Consider the following 26,188-nt stretch of genomic DNA (forward strand, 5'->3'; position numbering starts at 1 on the left):
CGCGCTTTAACCGTCGCATGTACAGTGAGCGCGGCGGGATGTACCTCACCTCAACAGGTCGTGCCTCGAAGGGGTAGCTGTCCCGCACGGGTAGGGCAATCGTCGGTACGTCGCTGATCGGAGCCAAAGGCGCAACACCTCACGACCAGGAGGCGATCGACGACACGGTCGCTGGTGTGTGGGGGGATTGCCGGGGGACCGGCGTCTGGACGCAGGGCGAGTGCCTGGCACATGACCAGAAAACGGCGAAGACGTTGCGTCCCGGACAAAGATCCAGCCCGCCGCGGCAGAAGTGCCGTGCACGGCCTCTCCCGCAGGGGGTAACCGCCGAGACATCAAAGAGCAGCTGGCAAGCTTGACTGGACCGCAGGATGAGACAGGCTGCTCGGATTTCGGCATTTTGGAAACGTCATTACTCCAGCGATGCCAATGCTCGCAATGACCGCGAAGTTCGCAACGTATGGGACGATGCGTCTCCTTGGTGGAGCCTTTCTGCTCCGGGCAACTGGCCACGGTCCGTATGGACCCTCATCGTTGCTGGTGTAGTAAATCAGTCCAATCACCATATGCAGCAACACCGACAATGTAGCCATGGACAACCAAAGAAGACCGCTGGTTAGATAGCTCGCGCCGCAGGTTGCAAATGTACCAGCAATATCAATATCCGTGGCAGCAAGATAAATTCTCCTTACTGGATGAAACGCAACCATCGAAACTGCCAAATAGTAAACGGCTACGGCCTTGTCCCTCCAAATGCTCATTGTTATCGATCCATTTGCAGTTCGCCGTCTCAGGCCTGAAGATCCTAAGTAGTCCGGCGCCTTATCCCATGCGAGTTCCGGTGAGCAACGGGGGCATGGTATGCCGGCGGCGCCGCACGGGCATCCTTGTGTTCCCGTGAATGGCTTTGTTGGGTGAGACTAGCATACCCACCCAGTGTCGCGGCAGTCTTTGCATGCAGTCTTTGCAACCGGGGTGCTCGCGCCAGTGCTCGAAATGCACCGCGGCGGACGGACAGGTGACCTGTCCCTCATCCAGGGACGCTGGTCAAGGCACGCCCTGTCGGACAATAGATCGCCCCCACTCCTCCCCGGCAGGATTTCCCGCGGAGAGTCCGAGCGGAAATCAAGTAAACTGGAAATCCCCCAACTGAAGGCTTGATAAGAGCACGTTCTGCAGCGTGATGGTATTGTCCGCATCGGCCGTAATGAGCGTATCGCCGCCAGATTGGTTGGATGCGGCGAGAAGCGATGCCCAATCGGCAAAGATGCTGTCATCGATCTTGATCGTGTCATGTGCCGTACCGGTTGCCACGAAATTTGTGATCGTATCGTGGCCCCAGTCTGGCAGATACACGAAGATGTCTGCGGCCGCTCCACCAGTGAGAGTATCGTTGCCTGCGCCACCCGTTAGCGTGTTGGAGCCCGCACCGCCGACGATAAGGTTGTCGAGCTCGTTACCGATGCCCGTGAATGCTGCCTTGCCCGTATAGATGAGGTTTTCCACATCACCGATGGTGCCCAATGTGTAGCTGGCAAGAGAAACCCGCACGGTATCGATGCCTTCATCAGTGTTTTCGGTGACGGTATCGCCGGCGTTGTCGACCACATAGGTGTCGTCGCCGCTGCCGCCGATCAGCGTGTCGGCGCCGGTCCCGCCGTTCAGCGTGTCATTGCCCGCCCCAGCGGTGATCGTGTTGGCGGCACCATTGCCCGTGCCCGAGAAGTTGCCGGTGCCTGTGTAGGTGAGGTTCTCGATATTCGCCAGTGCCGCAATCGAGTAGGTAGCGAGCGACGTCCGGATCTCGTCCGTGCCGGCTCCGGCTGCCTCCGTAACCACATCGGTCGCCATGTCGACGATGTAGGTATCGTTGCCGAGCCCGCCGACCAAGGTATCGGCGCCCGCGCCACCATCCAGGGTATCGTTGCCGGTTCCGCCGGTAATGACGTTCGCCAATGAATTTCCTGTTCCGGAAAAATCGCCGGTACCCGTAAAGGTCAGGTTCTCCACGTTGGCGACGTTGGTCAGCGCATAGGCAAAAAGCGCCGTCTTGACCAGATCGGTGCCTTCATTGACCACCTCCGTGACGACATCGGCGGCATCATCAACGATGTAGGTGTCGTTTCCGACACCGCCGATCAATATGTCTGCTCCTGCCTTTCCATCCAGCGTATCGGCGCCGACGGCGCCCCTGATTGTATTGGCGAGGCTGTTGCCTGTTCCGGCAAATGCTGCTGCGCCGGTATATGTCAGATTCTCAAGATTGCCAGCAATCGTATAGGCAGCCAGCGCGGTCCGGACGGTATCGGTGCCCTCGTCGGCGTTTTCGGTGACGGCGTCGGCGGCATTGTCGACGATGTAGGTATCGTCGCCGGTACCGCCGATCAGGACATCGGCGCCAGCCTTGCCGTCCAGCGTGTCGTCGCCGTCGCCACCCGACAGCGTGTCGACGGCAGCCCCGCCGGTGATCGTGTTGTCGAGGGCATTGCCCGTCCCGGCAAAGGCCACCGTACCGGTGAAGGTCAGGTTCTCGACATTGTCGGCAAGCGTGTAGCTCGCCAGTGCCGTCTGCATCGTGTCAGTGCCCTCAGCGGCACTCTCGACGATGGCGTCGGCAGCGTTGTCGATGATATAGATGTCGTTGCCGCTGCCGCCGATCAGCGTATCGGCGCCGGCCCCGCCGTTCAGCGTGTCGTTGCCCGCCCCGCCGGTGATCGTGTTGGCAAGCACATTGCCGGTGCCGGCGAAGTTGCCGCTGCCGGTATAGACGAGGTTCTCGACATTGGCGGCAAGCGTCAGCGCGGCAAGTCCGGTCTGGACCGTATCGCTGCCCTCGTTTGCCAATTCCGTCACCACGTCGGTGGCGATGTCGACGATGTAGGTATCGTCGCCGGTGCCACCGATCAGCGTGTCGACGCCTGTCCCGCCATCCAGCGTGTCGTTGCCCGCAGCCCCGGTCAGTCTGTCGGCTGCCGCTCCGCCCTTGATAATGTTGTCAAGCGTATTGCCGGTGCCGGTAAAGGCTGCCGCGCCCGTCGAGGTCAGGTTCTCGACATTGGCTCCCAGCGTGTAGGAGGCCAGGTTCGTCTGCAGCGTGTCGATACCCTCGTCGGCATTCTCGACGACGATGTCGCCGGTACTGATGACATAGGTGTCGTCGCCCGCCCCGCCCTTCAGCGTGTCGACACCCGTTCCGCCGGTCATGACGTTGTTCAGCGCATTGCCATTGCCGGCAAAGGCTGCCGTGCCGGTCTTGGTGAGGTTCTCGACATCGGTCCCAAGCGTGTAGCTTGTGAGGTTCGTCTGCACCGTGTCGGTGCCCTCGTCGGCGTTCTCGGTAACGGTATCGCCGGCATTGTCGACGACGTAGATATCGTTGCCCGTGCCACCCGAAAGCGTATCCGCTCCGGCGCCGCCGTTCAGTGTGTCATTGCCCGCATCGCCAGAGAGCGTGTCGTCGCCAATTCCGCCGGTGATGACGTTGTCGAGAGTGTTGCCGGCGCCCGTAAAGCCCCCGCTTCCGGTGAAGGTCAGGTTCTCGACATTGGCGATCGCCGCCAGCGAATAGCTCGCAAGATCGGTCTTCATGACATCGGTGCCGCCGCCGGATGCCTCGACCACTACATCGCCCAGGGTATCGACGATATAGGTGTCATTGCCGCCACCGCCGATCAGCGTATCGGCGCCGGCCTTGCCGTCGAGCGTATCGGCCCCCGCCCCGCCGGTGATTACGTTCACCGCGCCATTGCCGCTGCCGGTAAACGCCGCCGTTCCCGTATAGGTCAGGTTCTCGACATTCGTTCCAACGACATAGCTCGCAAGCGTCGTCTGGACCGTGTCCGTGCCCTCGTTCGGGTTCTCGACGATGATGTCGGTCGCAACATCGACCACATAGGTGTCGTCGCCCACCCCGCCCGACATCGTGTCGGAACCTGCTCCGCCCATCAACGTGTCGGCGCCCGCGCCGCCGCTTAGATTGTCGGCAGCCGCGCCGCCCCGGATCGTGTTGTCGAGGCCATTGCCGATCCCGGTGAATGCCGCCACGCCGGTATAGGTCAGGTTCTCGACATCGGCGACCGCCGCCAGCGAGTGGTTGGCGAGTGCGGTCCTTATCGTATCCGTACCTTCATCAGTGTTTTCGGTGACAGTATCACCGGCGTTGTCGACCACATAGGTGTCGTCGCCCGCCCCGCCGATCAGCGTGTCGGCGCCAGCCCCGCCGTTCAGCGTGTCATTGCCCGCCCCACCGGTGATCGTGTTGGCGAGCCCATTGCCGGTGCCGGTGAAGTTTTCAGATCCCGTGTAGGTGAAATTCTCGATATTCGCCAATGCAGCAATCGAATAGGTAGCGAGCGACGTCCGGATCTCGTCCGTGCCGGCACCGGCTGCCTCCGTAACCACATCGGTCGCCATGTCGACGATGTAGATATCGTTGCCGAGCCCGCCGACCAACGTGTCGGCGCCGGCGCCACCGTCAAGGGTATCATTGCCGGCGCCGGCAATGATGGTATTCTTCTGCAAATTGCCAATGGCGCTGAAGTTGCCAGCACCGGTAAAGATCAGATTCTCGACGTTCGAGAATTGCACGAGAGAGTAGCTCGCGAGCGTCGTCTTGATGAGGTCAATGCCTCCTCCGACATCTTCGATCACCAGATCATCGACATTGTCGACAATGTACGTGTCGTTCGCGCGACCACCCTGCAGCGCATCCGCCCCAGCACCGCCATCAAGCGTATTCGCAGCCAGGAGAGAGCCGACGATCGTATTGTTCAAGCCGTTGCCTGTTCCAGTGAAGGCAGCCGTCCCCGTATAGCTGAGGTTCTCGACGTTGGCCCTCGACGCCAGCGAATAACTTGCCAGCGCGGTCCTGACGGTATCGATGCCCTCGTCTGCGTTTTCGGTGACGGCGTCGGCGGCATTGTCGACGATATAGGTATCGTCGCCGGTGCCGCCGATCAGGACATCGGCGCCGGCCTTGCCGTCCAGCGTGTCGTCGCCACCGCCGCCCGACAGCGTGTCGACGGCAGCCCCGCCGGTGATGACGTTGCTGAGGGCATTGCCCGTCCCGGCATAGGCCACCGCCCCGGTGAAGGTCAGGTTCTCGACATTGTCGGCAAGCGTGTAGCTCGCCAGTGCCGTCTGCACCGTGTCGGCGCCCTGCGCGGCACTCTCGACGATGGCGTCGGCAGCGTTGTCGATGACGTAGATGTCGTTGCCCAGACCGCCGATCAGCGTGTCGGCGCCAGCCCCGCCGTTCAGCGTGTCATTGCCGGTGCCGCCGGTGATCGTGTTGGCAAGCACATTGCCGGTGCCGGCGAAGTTGCCGCTGCCGGTATAGACGAGGTTCTCGACATTGACGGCAAGCGTCAGCGCGGCAAGTCCGGTCTTGACCGTGTCGCTGCCCTCGTTTGCCAGCTCCGTCACCACGTCGGTGGCGATGTCGACGATGTAGGTATCGTCACCGGTGCCGCCGATCATCGTGTCGGCGCCTGCGCCGCCATCCAGCGTGTCGTTGCCGGAACCGCCGGAAACGACGTTCGCCAAAGCATTCCCGGTCCCCACAAAGTCGCCGGCGCCAATGAAGGTCAACTTCTCGACATGGGCGATACTGGTCAATTCATAAGTGGAAAGCACCGTCTTGATCAGATCGGTGCCTGCGTTGGCGGCTTCGGAAACGATATCGTCCAGGTCATCGACGATGTAGGTGTCGTTGCCAACGCCGCCAATCAACGTGTCGGCGCCGGCGCCGCCGTCGAGGATATCGGCGGCCGCGCCGCCCCGGATCGTGTTGTCGAGGCCATTGCCGGTCCCGGTGAATGCCGCCACGCCGGTATAGGTCAGGTTCTCGACATCGGCGACCGCCGCCAGCGTGTAGCTGGCGAGTGCGGTCTTTATCGTATCCGTGCCTTCATCAGCGTTTTCGGTGACGGTATCGCCGGCGTTGTCGACCACATAGGTGTCGTCGCCGCTGCCGCCGATCAGCGTGTCGGCGCCGGTCCCGCCGTTCAGCGTGTCATTGCCCGCCCCAGCGGTGATCGTGTTGGCGGCACCATTGCCCGTGCCCGAGAAGTTGCCGGTGCCTGTGTAGGTGAGGTTCTCGATATTCGCCAGTGCCGCAATCGAGTAGGTAGCGAGCGACGTCCGGATCTCGTCGGTGCCGGCTCCGGCTGCCTCCGTAACCACATCGGTCGCCATGTCGACGATGTAGGTATCGTTGCCGAGCCCGCCGACCAAGGTATCGGCGCCCGCGCCACCATCCAGGGTATCGTTGCCGGTTCCGCCGGTAATGACGTTCGCCAATGAATTTCCTGTTCCGGAAAAATCGCCGGTACCCGTAAAGGTCAGGTTCTCCACGTTGGCGACGTTGGTCAGCGCATAGGCAGAAAGCGCCGTCTTGACCAGATCGGGGCCTTCATTGACCACCTCCGTGACGACATCGGCGGCATCATCAACGATGTAGGTGTCGTTTCCGGCACCGCCGATCAATATGTCTGCTCCTGCCTTTCCATCCAGCGTATCGGCGCCGACGGCGCCCCTGATTGTATTGGCGAGGCTGTTGCCTGTTCCGGCAAATGCTGCTGCGCCGGTATATGTCAGATTCTCAAGATTGCCAGCAATCGTATAGGCAGCCAGCGCGGTCCTGACGGTATCGGTGCCCTCGTCGGCGTTTTCGGTGACGGCGTCGGCGGCATTGTCGACGATGTAGGTATCGTCGCCGGTACCGCCGATCAGGACATCGGCGCCAGCCTTGCCGTCCAGCGTGTCGTCGCCGTCGCCACCCGACAGCGTGTCGACGGCAGCCCCGCCGGTGATCGTGTTGTCGAGGGCATTGCCCGTCCCGGCAAAGGCCACCGTACCGGTGAAGGTCAGGTTCTCGACATTGTCGGCAAGCGTGTAGCTCGCCAGTGCCGTCTGCATCGTGTCAGTGCCCTCAGCGGCACTCTCGACGATGGCGTCGGCAGCGTTGTCGATGATATAGATGTCGTTGCCGCTGCCGCCGATCAGCGTATCGGCGCCGGCCCCGCCGTTCAGCGTGTCGTTGCCCGCCCCGCCGGTGATCGTGTTGGCAAGCACATTGCCGGTGCCGGCGAAGTTGCCGCTGCCGGTATAGACGAGGTTCTCGACATTGGCGGCAAGCGTCAGCGCGGCAAGTCCGGTCTGGACCGTATCGCTGCCCTCGTTTGCCAATTCCGTCACCACGTCGGTGGCGATGTCGACGATGTAGGTATCGTCGCCGGTGCCACCGATCAGCGTGTCGACGCCTGTCCCGCCATCCAGCGTGTCGTTGCCCGCAGCCCCGGTCAGTCTGTCGGCTGCCGCTCCGCCCTTGATAATGTTGTCAAGCGTATTGCCGGTGCCGGTAAAGGCTGCCGCGCCCGTCGAGGTCAGGTTCTCGACATTGGCTCCCAGCGTGTAGGAGGCCAGGTTCGTCTGCAGCGTGTCGATACCCTCGTCGGCATTCTCGACGACGATGTCGCCGGTACTGATGACATAGGTGTCGTCGCCCGCCCCGCCCTTCAGCGTGTCGACACCCGTTCCGCCGGTCATGACGTTGTTCAGCGCATTGCCATTGCCGGCAAAGGCTGCCGTGCCGGTCTTGGTGAGGTTCTCGACATCGGTCCCAAGCGTGTAGCTTGTGAGGTTCGTCTGCACCGTGTCGGTGCCCTCGTCGGCGTTCTCGGTAACGGTATCGCCGGCATTGTCGACGACGTAGATATCGTTGCCCGTGCCACCCGAAAGCGTATCCGCTCCGGCGCCGCCGTTCAGTGTGTCATTGCCCGCATCGCCAGAGAGCGTGTCGTCGCCAATTCCGCCGGTGATGACGTTGTCGAGAGTGTTGCCGGCGCCCGTAAAGCCCCCGCTTCCGGTGAAGGTCAGGTTCTCGACATTGGCGATCGCCGCCAGCGAATAGCTCGCAAGATCGGTCTTCATGACATCGGTGCCGCCGCCGGATGCCTCGACCACTACATCGCCCAGGGTATCGACGATATAGGTGTCATTGCCGCCACCGCCGATCAGCGTATCGGCGCCGGCCTTGCCGTCGAGCGTATCGGCCCCCGCCCCGCCGGTGATTACGTTCACCGCGCCATTGCCGCTGCCGGTAAACGCCGCCGTTCCCGTATAGGTCAGGTTCTCGACATTCGTTCCAACGACATAGCTCGCAAGCGTCGTCTGGACCGTGTCCGTGCCCTCGTTCGGGTTCTCGACGATGATGTCGGTCGCAACATCGACCACATAGGTGTCGTCGCCCACCCCGCCCGACATCGTGTCGGAACCTGCTCCGCCCATCAACGTGTCGGCGCCCGCGCCGCCGCTTAGATTGTCGGCAGCCGCGCCGCCCCGGATCGTGTTGTCGAGGCCATTGCCGATCCCGGTGAATGCCGCCACGCCGGTATAGGTCAGGTTCTCGACATCGGCGACCGCCGCCAGCGAGTGGTTGGCGAGTGCGGTCCTTATCGTATCCGTACCTTCATCAGTGTTTTCGGTGACAGTATCACCGGCGTTGTCGACCACATAGGTGTCGTCGCCCGCCCCGCCGATCAGCGTGTCGGCGCCAGCCCCGCCGTTCAGCGTGTCATTGCCCGCCCCACCGGTGATCGTGTTGGCGAGCCCATTGCCGGTGCCGGTGAAGTTTTCAGATCCCGTGTAGGTGAAATTCTCGATATTCGCCAATGCAGCAATCGAATAGGTAGCGAGCGACGTCCGGATCTCGTCCGTGCCGGCACCGGCTGCCTCCGTAACCACATCGGTCGCCATGTCGACGATGTAGATATCGTTGCCGAGCCCGCCGACCAACGTGTCGGCGCCGGCGCCACCGTCAAGGGTATCATTGCCGGCGCCGGCAATGATGGTATTCTTCTGCAAATTGCCAATGGCGCTGAAGTTGCCAGCACCGGTAAAGATCAGATTCTCGACGTTCGAGAATTGCACGAGAGAGTAGCTCGCGAGCGTCGTCTTGATGAGGTCAATGCCTCCTCCGACATCTTCGATCACCAGATCATCGACATTGTCGACAATGTACGTGTCGTTCGCGCGACCACCCTGCAGCGCATCCGCCCCAGCACCGCCATCAAGCGTATTCGCAGCCAGGAGAGAGCCGACGATCGTATTGTTCAAGCCGTTGCCTGTTCCAGTGAAGGCAGCCGTCCCCGTATAGCTGAGGTTCTCGACGTTGGCCCTCGACGCCAGCGAATAACTGGCCAGCGCGGTCCTGACGGTATCGATGCCCTCGTCGGCGTTTTCGGTGACGGCGTCGGCGGCATTGTCGACGATATAGGTATCGTCGCCGGTGCCGCCGATCAGGACATCGGCGCCGGCCTTGCCGTCCAGCGTGTCGTCGCCACCGCCGCCCGACAGCGTGTCGACGGCAGCCCCGCCGGTGATGACGTTGCTGAGGGCATTGCCCGTCCCGGCATAGGCCACCGCCCCGGTGAAGGTCAGGTTCTCGACATTGTCGGCAAGCGTGTAGCTCGCCAGTGCCGTCTGCACCGTGTCGGCGCCCTGCGCGGCACTCTCGACGATGGCGTCGGCAGCGTTGTCGATGACGTAGATGTCGTTGCCCAGACCGCCGATCAGCGTGTCGGCGCCAGCCCCGCCGTTCAGCGTGTCATTGCCGGTGCCGCCGGTGATGGTGTTGGCAAGCACATTGCCGGTGCCGGCGAAGTTGCCGCTGCCGGTATAGACGAGGTTCTCGACATTGACGGCAAGCGTCAGCCCGGCAAGTCCGGTCTGGACCGTGTCGCTGCCCTCGTTTGCCAGCTCCGTCACCACGTCGGTGGCGATGTCGACGATGTAGGTATCGTCACCGGTGCCGCCGATCATCGTGTCGGCGCCTGCGCCGCCATCCAGCGTGTCGTTGCCGGAACCGCCGGAAACGACGTTCGCCAAAGCATTCCCGGTCCCCACAAAGTCGCCGGCGCCAATGAAGGTCAACTTCTCGACATGGGCGATACTGGTCAATTCATAAGTGGAAAGCACCGTCTTGATCAGATCGGTGCCTGCGTTGGCGGCTTCGGAAACGATATCGCCCAAGGCATCGACGATGTAGGTGTCGTTGCCAACGCCTCCAATCAACGTGTCGGCGCCCGTGCCGCCGTCGAGGATATCGGCGGCCGCGCCGCCCCGGATCGTGTTGTCGAGGCCATTGCCGGTTCCGGTGAATGCCGCCACGCCGGTATAGGTCAGGTTCTCGACATCGGCGACCGCCGCCAGCGTGTAGCTGGCGAGTGCGGTCTTTATCGTATCCGTGCCTTCATCAGCGTTTTCGGTGACGACATCGCCGACGTTGTCGACCACGTAGCTGTCGTCGCCGCTGCCGCCGATCAGCGTGTCGGCGCCGGCCCCGCCGCTCAGCGTGTCATTGCCCGCCCCACCGGTGATCGTGTTGGCAAGCACATTGCCGGTGCCCGAGAAGTTGCCGATGCCGGTGTAGGTGAGATTCTCGACATTGGCACTGAGCGCATAACTTGCAATCGCTGTCTGGACGGTGTCGGTTCCTCCATTCAGGTTCTCGATCACAATGTCGGTCGCGATATCGACCACATAGAGATCGTCGCCCACCCCGCCCGACATCGAGTCGGAACCAGCGCCTCCAATCAACGTGTCGTCGCCTGCACCGCCGCCAAGCGAATCATTTCCGCCGTTACCCCAAAGGGTATTGCTTACTTCGTTGCCGACAATCGTGTCGTGGCCGGAGCCTGCCTGAACATTCTCGACCAGCGACGCAAGGTTGTTGTGATAAAGCAGCGCGTTGAAAATGTTACCGCGGGCATAACCATTGTTCAGGCTACCGCCCAGGTCGGCCAACTGGGCTTGGGAAAAGAAAGAGTAGCCCCCGGCTCTCAGGTCGATTCTAAGCCGGGTGGTATAGGCGCTCAGGTCATAGGTATCGACGCCGCCGCCGTCCCAGATCGTTGCGAATATCCTGTTAGCATTGGGCGTGATGGCCGCGACGCCATTGACATAGGTAACGCCCTCATTCGGATTCCACTTATAGGTGGTATCGTCACCGTTGGTCGTATAGTCCGCGCCATACATTTCCTGCAGAGCGGCGATGTCGAGCATCATGAAGCTCTGTGGCGCACTATTCTGCTCGTATTCGTAGCCGTTCGGAACGTCTCCGATATATGTGCGGTAGGTCATGATCGTATATTCGAGAGAATCGTAACTGCTCGGCACGATCTTCGGATTGCCATTGCTGTCCGGTTCATGAGCATGTTTCAGGCCCAGAGCGTGACCCAGTTCATGCGCCAACGTATGTCCCGCATAGTTGCCGAACTCCGGAAACCGATAATCATCGTTAGTGCCAGCATATTCCGTCCCGAACCAGATATCGCCGCCGGCGCTGCCGGTGCTGGGAAAATAGGCCCATGCCGTCGAAAGATCAGGGTCGGATGACTGAGCAAATCGCACCGTTGCAGTGTTTACGTCTCCGACCACAAAATCGGCGTTGGTAAATCCTTCTATGGAGAAACCGTCATTCGCCGTGTTTCCATAGGATTGTTCCATGAGGATCAAGGCAGCAGCCTGCTGCTGCGAAGAAATCGAGGAGAAACCGAAATCTCTCTCTCCACTATACGAGTACGAGGTCGAGCTGGTGGGAAACGCATAGGTTATCGTACCGTCCCACGCGTAGCCGCTGATAAGCCCGTCGATTTTCTGATCTCCGGTCAAAGGCACATTCTTTGTGGAAGTGATAATGCCCGTCATAAAATCCCTGCCTGCTATTCTACTCGATCATGGGTTATGCAGCTTCCCTGTGCTCCAGGTGAGCGGCCGAAGCATTTATTGGGGAACCAGTGGACTACATATCCTAGTTCCCGATTCGAGTGAGGTTACGGATTCGTGCAATAAGCTCCAGAATCTGCATCGAACATATCCAAATTAACACTGACGAAAGCCCGAAGGCCCAAAAGTAATATATAATATCATAGTTCTTATCACCAAGTACATAGCTTGCGACTCTGCAGTTTTTATCAACGCAATCCCTTTGCCTGTACTTGTAAATCGCGAAACAAACAAACAACAGTGGAATAAAAAGTAGAAGTAGTCTAGCTACTATTGTTGAAGTCAATTCTTCAACTGGTGCTGACCTTAATTTCGAGTAGATTCCTGACATATTTACCATTAACACCAAAAGAAGAAAAGCCGAAAGAGAGGCAACCGAGAATTCACGAATATTAGGCTCGGATCCAAACACAAGGAGCGCTATTGATACGCAAAATGAGCAAATTATAGTTGCAGATAGCAGCACCACTCCCGTCGGCATCGATCTGAACAGAGATAAAGTATAGAAAAATGCCGCGGCACAGAGCATCGCGATTGATGCGGGTCCAAACGGCCAAGGGAGCGAAAGGTCCATTACATGTCCTTTTCCAAAGGGCGGGCACTTAAGTCTCAGTACATTCCACGACAGGCCGTTGCGTCCACCGCTTTTCCCTGTTCGATCGCGACCTGAGGAGAATGGTGCTCGGGGCCGGTAGCGCGAGTTGCCGGTATAGCCGCAAGCGGTTCATCGTTCATGCATCGCTTCCTCCGCGACCTCAACCAGCGGCGAAAACACATACTCGAGTATCCGGCGCTCTCCCGTGCGAACCTCCGCGGTCGCCGACATGCCCGAACTGAGCTTGAACTCGCGTCCGTCCGCCGAAACCCGGTCGGCATCCAGGCTCAACGTCACCGGAAACACCAGGTTCTGCATTCTTTCGGCGCCGCCGAAGACGCTCCCCGCAAGCCTTGCTGCGGCATCGCCTTCACGGCGCGCGGCGTCGGGTTCCGGAATGGCATCCGCCGCAATTTTCGTGACACGGGCCGGGATGGTGCCATAGCGGGTAAAGGGAAAGGCTTCGAGCTTGACGACGGCCTCCTGGCCAAGCTTGATAAAGCCGATATCCTTGTTCAAGACGTAAACCTCGAGTTCCAGTGCGCTGCCCTCGGGCACGACGCGCATGACGTCCTGACCGACGCTCACCACTTGCCCGACACTGGTGATCGACGATGCCTGTACCGTGCCGGCAATCGGGCTGCGCAGCGTCATCTGCTCCCGCGAATTTCTTGCCTTCGTCAGGCGCTGCTCAAGCTCCTCGACCCGACGCTCCGCATCGCCGAGTCGCGCGAGGTGGTCGCTTAGAAACGCCCGCGTTACCCTGTCCTTCTCCCGCGCAAAGACCTCGATGCTTGCCACGGCGTCGGCAAGCCGGCCCTCCTGCATTGCAAGCTGCGTCGCCTGCTCCTTCAGCGTTTCCGTCGCGTCGATGACGCTTGCCATCGTCCCGGCATCCTTTGACGCGAGTGCGCTACGCATCGTCACGCGCTCGTTCAGCGTTTCGACCAGGGAATTCTGAGCCGCAAGCGTCACATTCAGACGATCGCGTTCCACTTCCTTCTGGTGCTTCTGAGCCGCAAGCGAGGCGACTGCGGCCTGGTGTTGTTCAAGATCTCCCCGGAGAATGCCGTCTTCCCTCCGGCGCAGCTCATCGGGCACATCCGCGTCCCAGTCGATCATCGGCAACGGCGCGTTCGGCACGCGCGAATGGACATGATCCACGATCGCTTTGCGGCGCCGGACCTCGGCACGCATGGACGCCAGGCCCTTTGCCGCATCCGTCTCATCGGCAATGGCATCGGTCGGATCGAGCCCAAGGAGGATATCGCCCTTTTCGACATGGGTACCGTTTGGCGGCGGAAGCTCCTTCACCTTGCCGGTCAGCAGCGGCTGGACGACCTTGACGCGCCCGGTCGGCTGGAGTTTGCCCTGGGCGGCAGCGATAATGTCGATGCGGCCGACATAGGACCAGACCAAAGCCGTTGCGGTGAAGGCGCAAATGATCAGGATCAGCGCCATGCGCACCGGCGAGGGTGGCGTCTCCAGGACTTCCAGAGCGGGCGCCAGGAACTCGTGATCGGACCGCTCTGCGGGCCTCATCGGAAGGTCGGCATATCGGGCGGTCGTGGCGGGCGCTTTCCTCATGCCCCGCCCCTGTCGTTCTGCAGGGCCCAAAGCCGCGCATAAAGCCCGTCCGGACGCTTGAGCAGTTCCTCATGACTGCCCATTTCGGCAATCCGCCCATCCGCAATGCCGATGATCCTGCTGCACGGCCTGATGGCGGCGAGCCGGTGTGCGATGATGATCACCGTCCTGCCCCGAGCGATCTGGTGCATGTTCGTCTGGACGACCCGCTCGCTCTCATAGTCAAGCGCGCTGGTCGCCTCGTCGAAGATCAGGATCGGCGGGTTCGTCGCAAGAGCTCGGGCAATCGCGATGCGTTGCCTTTGGCCGCCGGAAAGGTTGGCGCCCCGCTCCTCGATCATCGTGTCATAACCCTGGGGCAGCCGGGTGATGAATTCGTCTGCGCCGGCGAGCTTGGCAACGGCGATCACCTGGGCGCGGTGCATCGCAGGATTTGAGAAGGCGATATTGTCGTGGATCGTCCGATTGAAGAGAAGGTTCTCCTGCAGCACGACACCGATGTGGCTGCGCAGCCAGGCCGGGTCGAGCTGCGAGAGGTCGGCGCCGTCGAGCAGCACCTGTCCCTCTTCCGGGATATAGAGGCGCTGGACGAGCTTGGTGAGGGTCGATTTGCCGGAACCGGAGGCGCCAACGATGCCGATGACCTCGCCGGGATGAATGTCGAGAGAGATGTTCTTTAAAACCTCGGGCAAACCGGGCCGGTAGCGGAATGTGACATTGCGAAACTGGATCATACCCTTGGGTGGCGGAAGCGCCATGCGGGCGCCGGGGTGCCGTTCGATCGGCGTGTTCAGGATGTCGCCAAGGCGGTCGATGGAGATCTGCACCTGCTGAAAATCCTGCCAGAGCTGCGACAACCTCAAAACCGGCTGGGTCACCTGACCGGCGATCATATTGAAGGCGACGAGCGAGCCGACCGAAAGTTCACCGTCGATGACCGCCTTGGCCCCGAAAAGCAGCAGGGCCGCCGTCGAAAGCTTGCTCACGTACTGGATGGCGTTCTGGCCGCCGGCACTGAGCAGCGTGGTATCGAAAGCCGTCCGTACATAGGCCGCAAGCTTTTCTTCCCATTGCGCCTGCATGATGGGCTCGACGGCTGAAGCCTTGACGGTGTGGACGCCGACGATCGCTTCGACGAGGAACTGCTGGCTAGCGGCACCGCGATTGAACTTCTCCTTGACCAACTCCCGCAGCGGCGGACGCACGACCATGCCGATCAGCATATAGATCGGGATCGCGGCAACCACGATCAGCGTCAGCTTCCAGGAATAGGCGAAGAGCACCGCGATGAAGACGAAGGTGAAAAGAAGATCGATCGCCGAAAACAGCCCCTGCCCGGTCAGGAAAGCGCGGATGGTCTCGAGCTCGCGCACACGTGCCACCGTCTGGCCGGCAGAACGGGTCTCGAAATAGCCAAGCGGCAGCCGCAATAGATGGTGGAACAGCCGCTGACCGAGTTCGACGTCGATCCTGTTGGTCGTATGGGCCAGCGCGTAAGTCCGCAGATATTGAAGCACGACATCGAAGAGGCCGATGATGGCGATGCCGGCCACCAGCACGAACAATGTCGAGTAGCCTTTGTGCGTCAGGACCTTGTCGACGACGACCTGGAAAAATAGCGGGGTCACCAGTGCGAATATCTGCACGAAAAGCGAGGCGAGCAGAACATGCGCCAGCGGCTTTCGATATCGCCAGATGGATGGCACAAACCACTTGAACCCGAATTCCCGCGGATCCGAGCCCTCGCCGCCGAGCCGCCGCCCGACGAGAAGGACACTCCCTCCGATCTCCGATGCGATGTCCTCTGGCTCGATTTCCCGATCGACCCGCGTGACGGGATCAATCAGCCGGTACTTTCCGGAGGGATTGAGGCCGCCAAGCACCTGGAAAGCACCGCCTTTCACCCGCACGATTGCCGGCACCGGAATTGTCCGCAGCCGACGTTCGCTGACCTTCTCGACCGGGCGGGCTCTAAGGCCAATCAGCCTGGCGGCACGCTGCAGATCAAGCGCCTGCGAGGGCCGGCCCTTCAGGGCGAGATCATGTTGCAGTTGCTGAGGGTCGGCTGCGATCCGGTAGAAAGCCGCAATGCCGCACAGCGCACGGAGGCCGGAGTCGAGCTGCTGCGAAACGACGCCATCCATGCCGCGAAACAATCCCCTGAGCGTTTTCTTTGCCTGTGCAAGGCACCCTTCCCCGCAGCCGTTGCCGACGGTTTGCGCCTGCAGATGTAGGCGGATTCACATCTGCAATCTATGGGAATATTGCACTCGCGAGATTTCGGGATGGCGTGTGACGTATTACCCACGACTCACAACCACGGCGCGACGCTTGCTACTCCATGATTACCGATACGGACACCCTGCTCCCTTTTCTCATTGTCTCGATAAGATCAATCTATGGCGTCGCAGTCACCTTGGATTTATCGCCAGAGATATCCCTAAGATATACAACTGTGATAAATTCTGATGCGAACGGTCGGTGTTAGTGGACTTCCACGCTTTTCGCCGAACCGCTGCGATCTTCTTGATGTAGCCAATGAGGCACTGGATGAACGCCGCGTATGCTCGTAGCGGAACTTTCCGCTATCAGCCCCAAAGCGGACCGGGAGGCCTCATTTCCTGGACAAGGTATAGGTTCTTTTTTGAATCGCCGCCTTGGGCCGCCTATTTGGGTTTTTCTAGTTTCGCGACCGCCTTTTCGAGCCGCGCGCCGCGGATTTCCGGGGTCGTAGCCTTGAGGAGCGGAAGCACCACCGCATACTGGCCGGTCTTGTCGAGCTTTTCGAAGGCGGCGGCGGCGGTGGCATTTTCAGCGAGCGCCGCCAGCAGGTCGTCCGGCAGGCCGGCCTCGCGCTGCGGCGCATAAGCGGCCGCCCAGCGTCCGTCGGCTTTGGCCGCCTCGACCTCCGCCAGCCCCGCCGGCTGCATCCGCCCGGCCTGCGTCAGCGCTGCCACCCGATTGACATTGAGCTTCGACCACGGGCTTTTGGCGCGACGCGGCGAATACCGCTGCAGATAGGAGGTCGCGTCGAAGCCTTTGCGCTGGCTGTCGATCCAGCCATGGCAGAGCGCCTCGTCCAGCGCCTCGTCGATGGTGATCAGGGTCCGCTTCGGATTCTTCTTGCCGATCTTCAGCCAGACGCCGGACGAGGTGGCATGGTGAGCGGAAAGCCAGGAGGCCCAATCCGCGGGATCGGTGAAGGCGACGGCTTCGGTGGCAAGGTCCATGGGCGGCTCCCGGTTGGCGAACTGCCGATCCAGATGGCAGCCATTGCTCGTTGGGTTGGAAGGATTGGCGGGGTGGCGGTCGGATGACAAGCCCCGGCGCCTGGCGCGATCAGTGGTAGCCGAGCGACCTCAACGTCATGTCCATCCAGAAGAAACCGGTGACCGCAGCCACGGCGATGATCGCAAACAAGATCCACCCCGCCGTCGTCAACGTGCTGCGCTCGACATCGCGATAGGGATAGCGGTTGCCGGTGAAGAGCAAATAGAGGCCGAAAACCGCGCACACCGCCAGCAGAACAACGACGCGCGGCATCCATGTGACGGTGTCGGCGTCCAAATTCGCCTGCTGAAGCGGCTGCCATATGGCCGACCACCCCACGGCCGCGCCGACAACCAGGGCCAGCAAGCCACCCAGACGATATTTTACCTCTCCAAACATGACCCCTCCTGCAACCTGAGATTTGCGAATGCGGGGAAGATAGAAGGAAAAACGGCGTTGGGGAAGCGCGCCGGGAGGCGGCAAGGAGTGCACATAGACGACGGACCCTTTCTCCGTTCCCCTGCAATTTCTCGATTTCGGCAGTGCCCAGTCCTTCCCGCTTTAGCAGGATGTCGTCATGAACCAGATTGTCATAAAGATCGGGAAACACGGCCATCCGCCAGTCATCCAGGCCCAACATGAAAAGCGGGTCCAATTGCGACGAAAAGGTGCGCTGGATAGAGGCATATCGATTGAGGGGGGTGCCTACAATTTGTAGATCATACGATTCCTTTAGCTTGCCACGCAAAGGCTCACCACTATCGGGCATAAGAAGTGTGCCCATGCTCTGGTTTAACGCCAAGACAGGAAGAATATCGGCTGGAAACGGCGCGGCCAGATGGATCATCAGCACCGCCTCGCGCGCGTAGGCGGTGCGCTCCATTTTAGGTAAATGTTTCCCCGATCCGTTTCGAAGCGATGGATTTTTGCCCCGGTACAGCACGGATCAACTTCGGTAGGCTCAACACGCGATAGGCGTGAGCCGCCAACCATTCTTCCGCCCAAATAATTGTTGGATCCATGCTGAAGACTAGCGTTCCGACGGCTACCTCTGGCAAGCGTCCCGCCTGCACACGGTCTGGACTGAAAGGACTTCACTACCGAGCATGCAGCAGTAGGTGGCGATAGTGAAGAACGGTCAACCTAAGCCAGCCTTCCATAATTGTTGCCGGCGCTGTCAGTTGGTGGTAATAATTACTACCATAAGCAGATGGAGGTCAACCATGGCCAATGTTGAAAAAGTCAGCGTCTCGATGACACCGCAGCACGCCGAGCTGTTACGCGATGCCGTCAAAAGCGGCGCTTATGCCAGCGGAAGCGAAGTCGTCCGCGAAGCCATGCGCGACTGGTCGGCCAAATGGATGCAGAAGCGTGAGGATATCGCCAAACTGCGAGCCATGTGGAACGAGGGCAAGGCCAGCGGTCCCGCTATCGACGTGGATTTTGACGCTGCGCTGGATGAAGCGCGCGAGGAACTGTCTGCCGCGACCGATGCCCGCTAGACTTGTTTGGACACCGAAGGCCCGTGCCGACGTCAAGAAAATCTACGTCGATATCGGCAAAGACCAGCCCCGCAGCGCGGAGTGGTATTTCGCCAATTTCCGCTACAAGGCGGAAATGCTGATCGAGCATCCTCGCTTGGGCGAGCGCCATCCGGAAATCTTCCGTACCGCCCGGATGCTGGTCGAAGCGCCTTATGTCATCCTCTATGAGACCCTGCCGGACACTGACGAGGGCAATATCCATATGGTCGAAATCGTGCGGGTGGTGGATGGTCGGCGCGACCTTTCAGCACTGTTTTAACGCCGAACGGCGTCTGCGGAACGCACGGTGCCGTCTGGCACTCCAAATAGAGTTTAAGGTTTTGCGAGCCAGATCTCCGCAGGCACCTGCGCCTCGACCCCCTAAAAACCGGCGTCGGACGGCGACCCATAGGCTGAAACCGGTTCAGGCCAGAAATGCCCATGAATCATGAACCAAATCGCAACTCACACCGCCTATTTTCCATTGTGGTGATAGGGGGCGAATGACATGATTGCAGATATCGCACGGGCAGCGACAACAGGATTCGGTGCCAGCTTCGGGCGTGATGTGTACAGATCAGCGAAGAAGAATCCGTTGTTGTTCGTCGCCATAGGGGCGGGCCTGCTTGTATTCGGTTGGCGCAACCTCTTCATGGGTATCGGCCGTAGCGCCCTTTATTTCTTCTTCGTGAACCTGATCGGCTCCTTGGTGATGATTGTCGTCGGTGGAGGCTTAGTCATGACCGCGGCCCTGATCTTCGAAGATAAGCATTCGGCATCAAATGCGGCGGTTGGCTGGGGATTCCTTGCAGTGAGTGTCCTTTCTCTGGTCGGCATCCTCTGGGGCCTCCAGAGCCGCCGGGCCAAGGCGCACCGCATCGGAATCGAACGCCGAAACGTGGCATTCCTCGCGGCGCACGGTTTCACCGACGCCGGTTTTGAAAGCACGAATCTTCAGGACGCCGAGGGGCATATTCTCAAGTTAATCGAGCAGACGGACGATCGCCTGGTATTTTCCGTTGCAGGGCGGCGAGGTTTGCGAGCCGCAATCCGTATCGAAGACGGTGAGATGGTATCTTATACGGGCGTCGTGAAAGCCGCCTGAGGGAAGAGATTTCGCCCCCCTGCAGTCCCGTATCCATCGTCTATCAATCCACCGACTACCTCCCCGCGATCCCGCCGTGGCAATGCTTGAATTTCTTGCCACTTCCGCAAAAACAACGGTCATTTCTCTTCGTATACCTTATCGCCAGCTGGTAGCTGATGCGGGCATTTTCCGCTTGCAGAAGTTCTATCCGCCTGCTGAGCTCCGGTGTCACCTGGATCTGCCCAACGCCACGCAGCGTGTTCATCAGGCCATTGTGCCTCTTCGCATTGTCAAAAAGAGCCTGGATTAACGGGGCATGGGCGAGTGCAAGAGGATGATTATCGTGGCGCACTCCTTCGTTTTCGAAATCATAGAATGCAGTGGGATCTTCAAAAAAAGGCGATGAGTGATGTCGGGAAACTGGGTGGGCGTAACATCCAGTCAATTTCCTGCGGCATCTTCATGAACGGCATGATGCTCAGCTCCGAGATACACGCCCGGCCACTCTCAGATCGCCCAGCCGAAGACAACCCGACCACCTTCGTTCTGGACCTTAAGGGCACCGGTATCCGGTAAGATTGGCAAAAGGCTTGACCTGCCTGCTTCGCAGGCGAGGCTTTCCCATGAAACAGGACATTTACGAGAAGATCACCAACCACATCGTCGCCGAACTGGAAAAAGGCGTCAGGCCGTGGATGCAGCCATGGAACGCAGAACATACGGCAGGCCGGATCACGAGGCCCTTGCGGGCAAACGGTGTTGCCTATCGCGGCATCAACACGATCATGCTCTAGTCGGAGGCGGTCACAAAAGGGTATGCCGCGCCGATCTGGATGACGTAGAAGCAGTGCGCGGAACTTGGCGGGCATGTCAGGAAGAGCGAACAGGGCAGCCTTGTCGTCTATGCCAGCACGCTTCACCGCAGCGAGGCCGACGAGGCGAGCGGGGAAGAGGTCGAGCGCGATATTCCCTTCATAAAGGGATACACGGTCTTTAACGTCGAGCAGATCGAGGGATTGCCGGAACAGTACACCCGACCGGCGCTGGCGATCCTTGATCCGGTGCAGCGCATGCGGATGCGGAGGCCTTCTTTGCTGCTACCGGCATCGAGGTTGGCCATGGCGGCAACCGGGCGTTCTATTCCGAAAGCGTTGACCGGGTGCAGATGCCATTCGTCGAGACGTTCAGGGATGCCGAACGCTATTACGCCACGTTGGCCCATCAAGAAATTCACGCGACAAAGCACAAGAGCCGCCTCGCCCGCGATCTTGGCCGAGCCAGCTCTGTGCGCATCTGGCATGGGCGTTTTACGAATTCAGGCTGGATTTCCTATGGCCTATTCGACGGCAAGACGTTTCGGACCCATATAGACAACTTCTTTAATCGCCGGAGGCTTGCCGGGGTGCCACCTTCCCCAAATCGTAGGTGACCTGGGAACGGCGTGCGAAGTTGGCTTTTGGAACGTGGTTTAACGGCACCATGGACGTGGTGTCGGCGGACATCCGTTTGCGCCACAGACAAAAGGAACGGCTAGGCCCTCAGAGATCAAGGTCTGCCCAACATCGCGGCCGTTCACCTTAAGCGTCCCGCAACTCCTACCATGATTGCACTTCTTGGTGCCCTCGGTCCCAGGCGCACATGCACAGGCAACAAGCTTCACATCGGTTGAGGTTGCCGTCGCCACCAATTCCCTGAGACGCTCGGTTGCCCTGTTTCCAAGCGCGGCCTCACGGGAGCATCGCGGTTCGAACTTCTCTGGCGTGTTGAAGCCTACCAAACGAACCCGAGTCCCGTCATCCAGACGTATCGTATCCCCGTCAGTAATGGAGAAATTTGCACCACCCCGCTTCGCCGAAGCTCCGGGCTGCGGCGCGACGGAAGAACTCTTGAGCGTAATGTCCTCGGTGGTCGCATCAGGGGCCAAAAAGATTCCGAGAAAACCAACGATCATCACCATTACCAACGAACCGAGCGTGAGCCCACGTCCAAGAGTGGGCACTGAGCGGAACGCACGCGGGGGCCGCAAGAGATAACGGGGACGGAATGGATTGCTGACGCGGAAGGGGTTGCGGTGCAGAGGATTTCGCCCGCGTGGGCGCTGAACTCTTGATGGGCCACGCGGCGACGGTGGATACGGCTCAGGTCGCGGATTGTCAGCAACAATCCCAAGGTTCGGCCGTTCCGTTGGCGTCTGCGTAAGGCGCTTCAACATGGAAAGCTGTTTGTCACTGAGCCTGGTTCGAATCCCGTAGCGACTGATCTTATTTCGAATATCGCTTAGAAAGCGCCTCTGCCAATCTGTCAGAATCTCGTTTGAGAGCACTTCATCGATTCGACCTTTCATTTCAGCAATTTCAGTCTCGCTTAGCATTCCTCATCCCGGACGGCTGTATCTCAGTGGCTTACACCAGGTCGAAGTTCTTTAGAATTGGCCGGAGCAAGCGTTAGCTCGTCTGCCTGCTGATAGTTGATGGCGAGACAGTAGATCACCTGCGATACCTTAAGTCTCTGACATAGGAATCGGACGATACCAGTAGCGAAGCTTAGATCACGCAGTTGCTCGAGGTCTTGGGGACACTTCTCCCGCACTTAGCGGGCGCTCGTCAATCCGGCCAGACTTCGCTCACGCGCAGGTCAGTATTGAGGATGCATATATGTTGTGAGGCAAGGGATAGCTGCCTGATATCCTCCGCCCGGCATGCTGTGCTGACGAGAACAAATCATCCGCACCACGTCTCCAAAGGCTCGGCAAGCAATGGTGGGGTATTTCTCATGCGGGCACGCAAAACCTGGGACAAGAAACGGTAAGACTACGCTGGCCTCACACGCACACTTTCTCGCACAGCTCGATTTCTGCTATATTTATTTCTTTATCGTCATATACATAGCTATTGGCCACATGGATTTTGATACCGCCGTTAAGCACCAACGGGGCGCAGGATCCGGTTTTGGAAAAGCATCTTCCTCCTTCATTTCTCCTCCTGTCTTGAACTCAGCGTATATTATGGCAATATACATCGATGATCGATTGGGAACGGATTGCCGGATTCGAGTGGGACGAAGGAAATGCCCGCAAGAGTGCCGACAAACACGACGTAAGCCAGAGCGAAGCCGAGCAGGTGTTTTTTAACGAACCGCTGCTGATGGTGCCCGATCTGAGGCATAGTTTTTCAGAGCAGCGCATTCATGCGCTTGGTCGCACCGATGACGGAAGGTTGCTCCATATTACCTTCACGCTTCGGGCAAACGAAACGAGAATCCGGGTGATCTCCGCCCGGGATATGAGCCGGAAGGAGCGGAGCTATTATGAGCAGGAGGCCTGATCCCGTGCCGCACTTCAGTACGGAAGCCGAAGAGCGGGCTTATTGGGAACACAATGATTCCGCCGATCATGTCGACTGGAGCAAGGCAGCCAAAGTGCGATTGCCGAACCTGAAGCCGTCGTCCACGTCAATCTCATTGCGTCTGCCCAACTCGCTTCTGGAACAGATCAAGGTCGCCGCTGGCAGGCGTGATGTCCCATACCAGTCGCTGATCAAGATCTGGCTTGCCGAGAAGATCGAGACATCTGGAGCAAAGCGATAGTCTCTCGAGCCGGCGTGGGACACGGCAATGAGGGATCCCGGTGGCACAGGACATGGCGGCCGGAAGCCTCTACCGCGAGAACCACGCTAGATATGCCGTGAGCGCAATTTTGCCTCCTATCGGTACAAAAGGCGCACGGGGTTGATCTTCGCCAAAGAGTGCGCCTAATGCATCCACGCAGCCGCCAACGGCGACGAGCATTGGGTGCCTGGTTCCTCAGACGCCGCAGCTCGATGATACGACCAGCACTGCCGGGTCCAGCCCGTCCTTGGAACGCCTGTTCGCAGCCTTACGCCGCCTCCCCCACCTTCGCATAGGGGTCAAACCGCCCGTAAAAGGTCTCGCCCTTCGCCGCCATGTCCTTCAGGAGCGGCGTCGGCTTGAAGTGCGGGCCGTAGCTTGCGGCCAGTTTTTCGCAGAGCGCGACAAAGTTCTTCACGCCCATGCCGTCGATGTAGGAGAGCGTGCCGCCGGTATAGGGGGCGAAGCCGAAGCCGAGGATGGAGCCGACATCGGCTTCGCGCGGATCGGTGACGATGCCTTCCTCGACGGTGCGGGCGGCTTCGAGCGCGATCGTCACCAGCAGGCGCTGTTTGAGGACGGCGACATCGACCTCCGAGGCCTTTTTCTGCGGGTAGAGGGTTTTTAGCTCGGGCCAGAGGAATTTCTTGGCGGGCTTGGCCGGGTATTCGTAAAAGCCCTTGGAATTCTTGCGGCCGCGACGGTCGAACACGTCGACCATCTGGTCGACCAGCGCCATGTGCTCCGCCTTGACCGCATTGGGGCCGAGATCGGCGATCGAGGCCTTCATGATCTTCTGGGACAGATCGACGGCGACCTCGTCGTTGAGCGATAGCGGACCGACCGGCATGCCGGCCATTTTCGCGGCATTTTCGATCATCGCCGCCGGCACGCCCTCGGTCAGCATGTCATAGGCTTCGTTGATATACCGGAAGACGCAGCGGTTGACATAAAAGCCGCGGGTATCGTTGACGACGATCGGGGTCTTCTTGATCGCGGCGACGAAATCGAGCGCCACGGCCAGCGCCTTGTCTCCCGATTTTTCGCCGAGAATGACCTCGGTCAGCATCATCTTTTCGACCGGCGAAAAGAAATGCACGCCGATGAACTGGTCGGCGCGCTTCGAATTCTCGGCAAGGCCGGTGATCGGCAGGGTGGAGGTGTTGGAGGCAAAGATGGTGGTTTGCGGGATGACCGCTTCGACCGCCTCGATGACCGCCTTCTTGACAGCGCGATCCTCGAACACCGCCTCGACGACGAGGCTTGCATCCGACAGCGTCTGGTAATCCGGCGTCGGGGTGATCAGCGACAGCAGCTTTTCGCCCTCCTCCTTGGTTATCCGGCCCTTGCCGACCTGATCGGCCACCAGCTTTTCGGAATGGGCCTTGCCCTTGTCGGCGGCTTCTTGTGTCTGGTCGATGAGGGTGACGGGAATGCCGGCGGCGGCCGTCACATAGGCGATCGAGGCGCCCATGAAGCCGGCGCCGACGACGCCGATCTTGGAGAATTCCGTCTTCGGGATACCGGCCGGGCGGCGAGCACCCTTGCCGAGTTCCTGCATGGAGACGAACAGCGAGCGGATCATCGAAAACGCTTCGGTGGTGCGCAGGATCTCGGTGAAATACCGCTGCTCGACCTTGAGGCCCGTATCGAAGGGGAGCTGCAGGCCTTCATAGACGCATTTCAGGATGGCGAGCGCACCCGGGTAATTGCCGGCGCTTTCGCGGCGCAGGATGGCGGGGGCGGCCGGCCAGAGCTGGGCCGCGGCCGGGGTCCAGATGCCGCCGCCGGGGACCTTGAAACCCTTTTCGTCCCAGGGGGCGACGGGTTTCAAGCCGTCCTTGATCATCTGCTTGGCGGCGTTGATCAGCTCGGCGGGCTCGACGACCTGGTGCACGAGGCCCATGGCCTTGGCACGCTGGGCGGTCAGCGACGAACCCGTCGTCATCATCTGCAGGGCATCCTGGGCGTTGGCGAGCCGCGGCACGCGCTGGGTGCCGCCGGCGCCCGGGAAGATGCCGACCTTGACTTCCGGCAGCGCGATTTTCACCGACTTGGAATTGGCGGCGACGCGGCCATGGCAGGCGAGCGACAGCTCGAACGCGCCGCCCATGCAGGTGCCGTTGATCGCCGAAACCCACGGTTTGCCGTTGGTCTCGACCTTGCGCCACAGCCACGACATGCGGCCGGCGGCATCGAACAGTTTTTGGGCGGCGGTGGCCGGGTCCCTTGCCTGTTCCTCGGCGAGCATCGAGAACATCGACTTGATCATGGTCAGATCGGCGCCGCCGGAGAAGGACGACTTGCCGGACGTGAACACGACGCCCTTGACGGCCGCATCCGCGACCGTCGCGTCGACGATCGCGTCGATCTCGTCCATCACCTCTATGGTGAAGACGTTCATGGATTTGTCCGGCATGTCCCAGGTAACGAGAGCAATGCCGTCCGCGTCGGTTTCGACGGTGAAGTTCTTGTAGGTGCTCATGATGGGATTTCCTCTTCCCTGAAATTCAGAATACGCCGAATGCGAGGCAAAGCCAGCCGACGAGAAGGAGCAGAACGACGAGAAGAACGAGATTACCGAGCTTCAGCGACCGGACATGGCCCGCAGAAACGGGGAGCGAGGCCTTTTCGTGCGCCTTTGCCATGTCCTTCGCCAGGTTATGCTGGGCGAACTGTTTCTCCACGTCGTTCTTCTGGCTCTCATACATGCCGCGTGCCTCTTGCTTTGCC

15 protein-coding genes and 1 pseudogene are annotated in these 26,188 nt (G+C 60.0%); 8 read left to right on the plus strand and 8 right to left on the minus strand.

Annotated elements, in window-relative coordinates; genetic code table 11:
- Positions 1-1,125: 1,125 nt before the first annotated feature.
- The 5 genes from C5J26_RS10240 to C5J26_RS10260 form a co-directional block, all read right to left on the minus strand.
- Positions 1,126-11,508, minus strand: coding sequence for a M10 family metallopeptidase C-terminal domain-containing protein (locus C5J26_RS10240; protein WP_371681909.1), 10,383 nt, complete (start codon positions 11,506-11,508; stop codon positions 1,126-1,128).
- Between the two features lie 1,003 nt (positions 11,509-12,511).
- On the minus strand, positions 12,512-13,969 hold the full coding sequence (locus tag C5J26_RS10245; protein ID WP_105401651.1) for an HlyD family type I secretion periplasmic adaptor subunit: 1,458 nt from the start codon (positions 13,967-13,969) through the stop codon (positions 12,512-12,514).
- Positions 13,966-16,113: a type I secretion system permease/ATPase gene (locus C5J26_RS10250; protein ID WP_105401652.1), complete on the minus strand. Its 2,148-nt coding sequence runs from the start codon at positions 16,111-16,113 to the stop codon at positions 13,966-13,968. The genes C5J26_RS10245 and C5J26_RS10250 overlap by 4 nt, the downstream gene beginning before the upstream one ends.
- A gap of 522 nt (positions 16,114-16,635) precedes the next feature.
- A complete protein-coding gene (locus C5J26_RS10255; RefSeq protein WP_105401653.1) occupies positions 16,636-17,199 on the minus strand; it encodes a YdeI family protein in 564 nt (187 codons plus the stop codon).
- 109 nt (positions 17,200-17,308) lie between these two features.
- Positions 17,309-17,638: a hypothetical protein gene (locus tag C5J26_RS10260; protein WP_105401654.1), complete on the minus strand. Its 330-nt coding sequence runs from the start codon at positions 17,636-17,638 to the stop codon at positions 17,309-17,311.
- 824 nt (positions 17,639-18,462) lie between these two features.
- Between C5J26_RS10260 and C5J26_RS10265 the strand changes: the two genes are divergently transcribed.
- From C5J26_RS10265 to C5J26_RS10275, 3 genes are all read left to right on the plus strand, one after another.
- Positions 18,463-18,741, plus strand: a complete 279-nt coding sequence (locus C5J26_RS10265) for a type II toxin-antitoxin system ParD family antitoxin (RefSeq protein ID WP_105401655.1) — start codon at positions 18,463-18,465, stop codon at positions 18,739-18,741.
- Positions 18,731-19,042, plus strand: a complete 312-nt coding sequence (locus C5J26_RS10270) for a type II toxin-antitoxin system RelE/ParE family toxin (RefSeq protein ID WP_105401656.1) — start codon at positions 18,731-18,733, stop codon at positions 19,040-19,042. Before C5J26_RS10265 ends, C5J26_RS10270 begins: the two co-directional genes overlap by 11 nt.
- A gap of 228 nt (positions 19,043-19,270) precedes the next feature.
- The gene (locus tag C5J26_RS10275; protein WP_172724119.1) at positions 19,271-19,867 is read left to right on the plus strand and encodes a hypothetical protein; all 597 of its coding nucleotides are present in this window, start codon (positions 19,271-19,273) and stop codon (positions 19,865-19,867) included.
- Between the two features lie 55 nt (positions 19,868-19,922).
- Here C5J26_RS10275 and C5J26_RS33645 read toward each other — a convergent pair whose 3' ends face one another.
- On the minus strand, positions 19,923-20,114 hold the full coding sequence (locus C5J26_RS33645; RefSeq protein WP_172724120.1) for an SEC-C metal-binding domain-containing protein: 192 nt from the start codon (positions 20,112-20,114) through the stop codon (positions 19,923-19,925).
- A 110-nt stretch (positions 20,115-20,224) separates the two neighbouring features.
- On the opposite strand from C5J26_RS33645, the gene C5J26_RS10285 reads away from it, so the two are divergent.
- The 5 genes and pseudogenes from C5J26_RS10285 to C5J26_RS10305 all read left to right on the plus strand — a co-directional run bounded on the left by C5J26_RS10285 (position 20,225) and on the right by C5J26_RS10305 (position 23,434).
- Positions 20,225-20,425: a hypothetical protein gene (locus C5J26_RS10285; RefSeq protein ID WP_105401659.1), complete on the plus strand. Its 201-nt coding sequence runs from the start codon at positions 20,225-20,227 to the stop codon at positions 20,423-20,425.
- Between the two features lie 47 nt (positions 20,426-20,472).
- Positions 20,473-20,784: pseudogene (locus C5J26_RS33650) on the plus strand (ArdC-like ssDNA-binding domain-containing protein); the annotation flags it as partial.
- A 170-nt stretch (positions 20,785-20,954) separates the two neighbouring features.
- The gene (locus C5J26_RS33655; protein WP_371674821.1) at positions 20,955-21,278 is read left to right on the plus strand and encodes a zincin-like metallopeptidase domain-containing protein; all 324 of its coding nucleotides are present in this window, start codon (positions 20,955-20,957) and stop codon (positions 21,276-21,278) included.
- Positions 21,279-22,869: 1,591 nt separating this feature from the next.
- Positions 22,870-23,172, plus strand: a complete 303-nt coding sequence (locus C5J26_RS10300) for a BrnT family toxin (protein WP_105401660.1) — start codon at positions 22,870-22,872, stop codon at positions 23,170-23,172.
- Positions 23,156-23,434 carry a BrnA antitoxin family protein gene (locus tag C5J26_RS10305; protein WP_105401661.1) on the plus strand — a complete coding sequence of 93 codons (279 nt, stop codon included), beginning with the start codon at positions 23,156-23,158 and terminating at the stop codon, positions 23,432-23,434. Before C5J26_RS10300 ends, C5J26_RS10305 begins: the two co-directional genes overlap by 17 nt.
- 289 nt (positions 23,435-23,723) lie before the next feature.
- Here the strand turns inward: C5J26_RS10305 and C5J26_RS10310 are convergent, their stop codons facing one another.
- The gene (locus C5J26_RS10310) at positions 23,724-25,940 is read right to left on the minus strand and encodes a 3-hydroxyacyl-CoA dehydrogenase NAD-binding domain-containing protein (RefSeq protein ID WP_105401662.1); all 2,217 of its coding nucleotides are present in this window, start codon (positions 25,938-25,940) and stop codon (positions 23,724-23,726) included.
- A 25-nt stretch (positions 25,941-25,965) separates the two neighbouring features.
- Positions 25,966-26,166 carry a hypothetical protein gene (locus C5J26_RS10315; RefSeq protein ID WP_105401663.1) on the minus strand — a complete coding sequence of 67 codons (201 nt, stop codon included), beginning with the start codon at positions 26,164-26,166 and terminating at the stop codon, positions 25,966-25,968.
- Positions 26,167-26,188 lie beyond the last annotated feature (22 nt).

The sequence above is a fragment of the Neorhizobium sp. T7_12 genome, assembly GCF_002968535.1.
Classification (GTDB): domain Bacteria; phylum Pseudomonadota; class Alphaproteobacteria; order Rhizobiales; family Rhizobiaceae; genus Neorhizobium; species Neorhizobium tomejilense.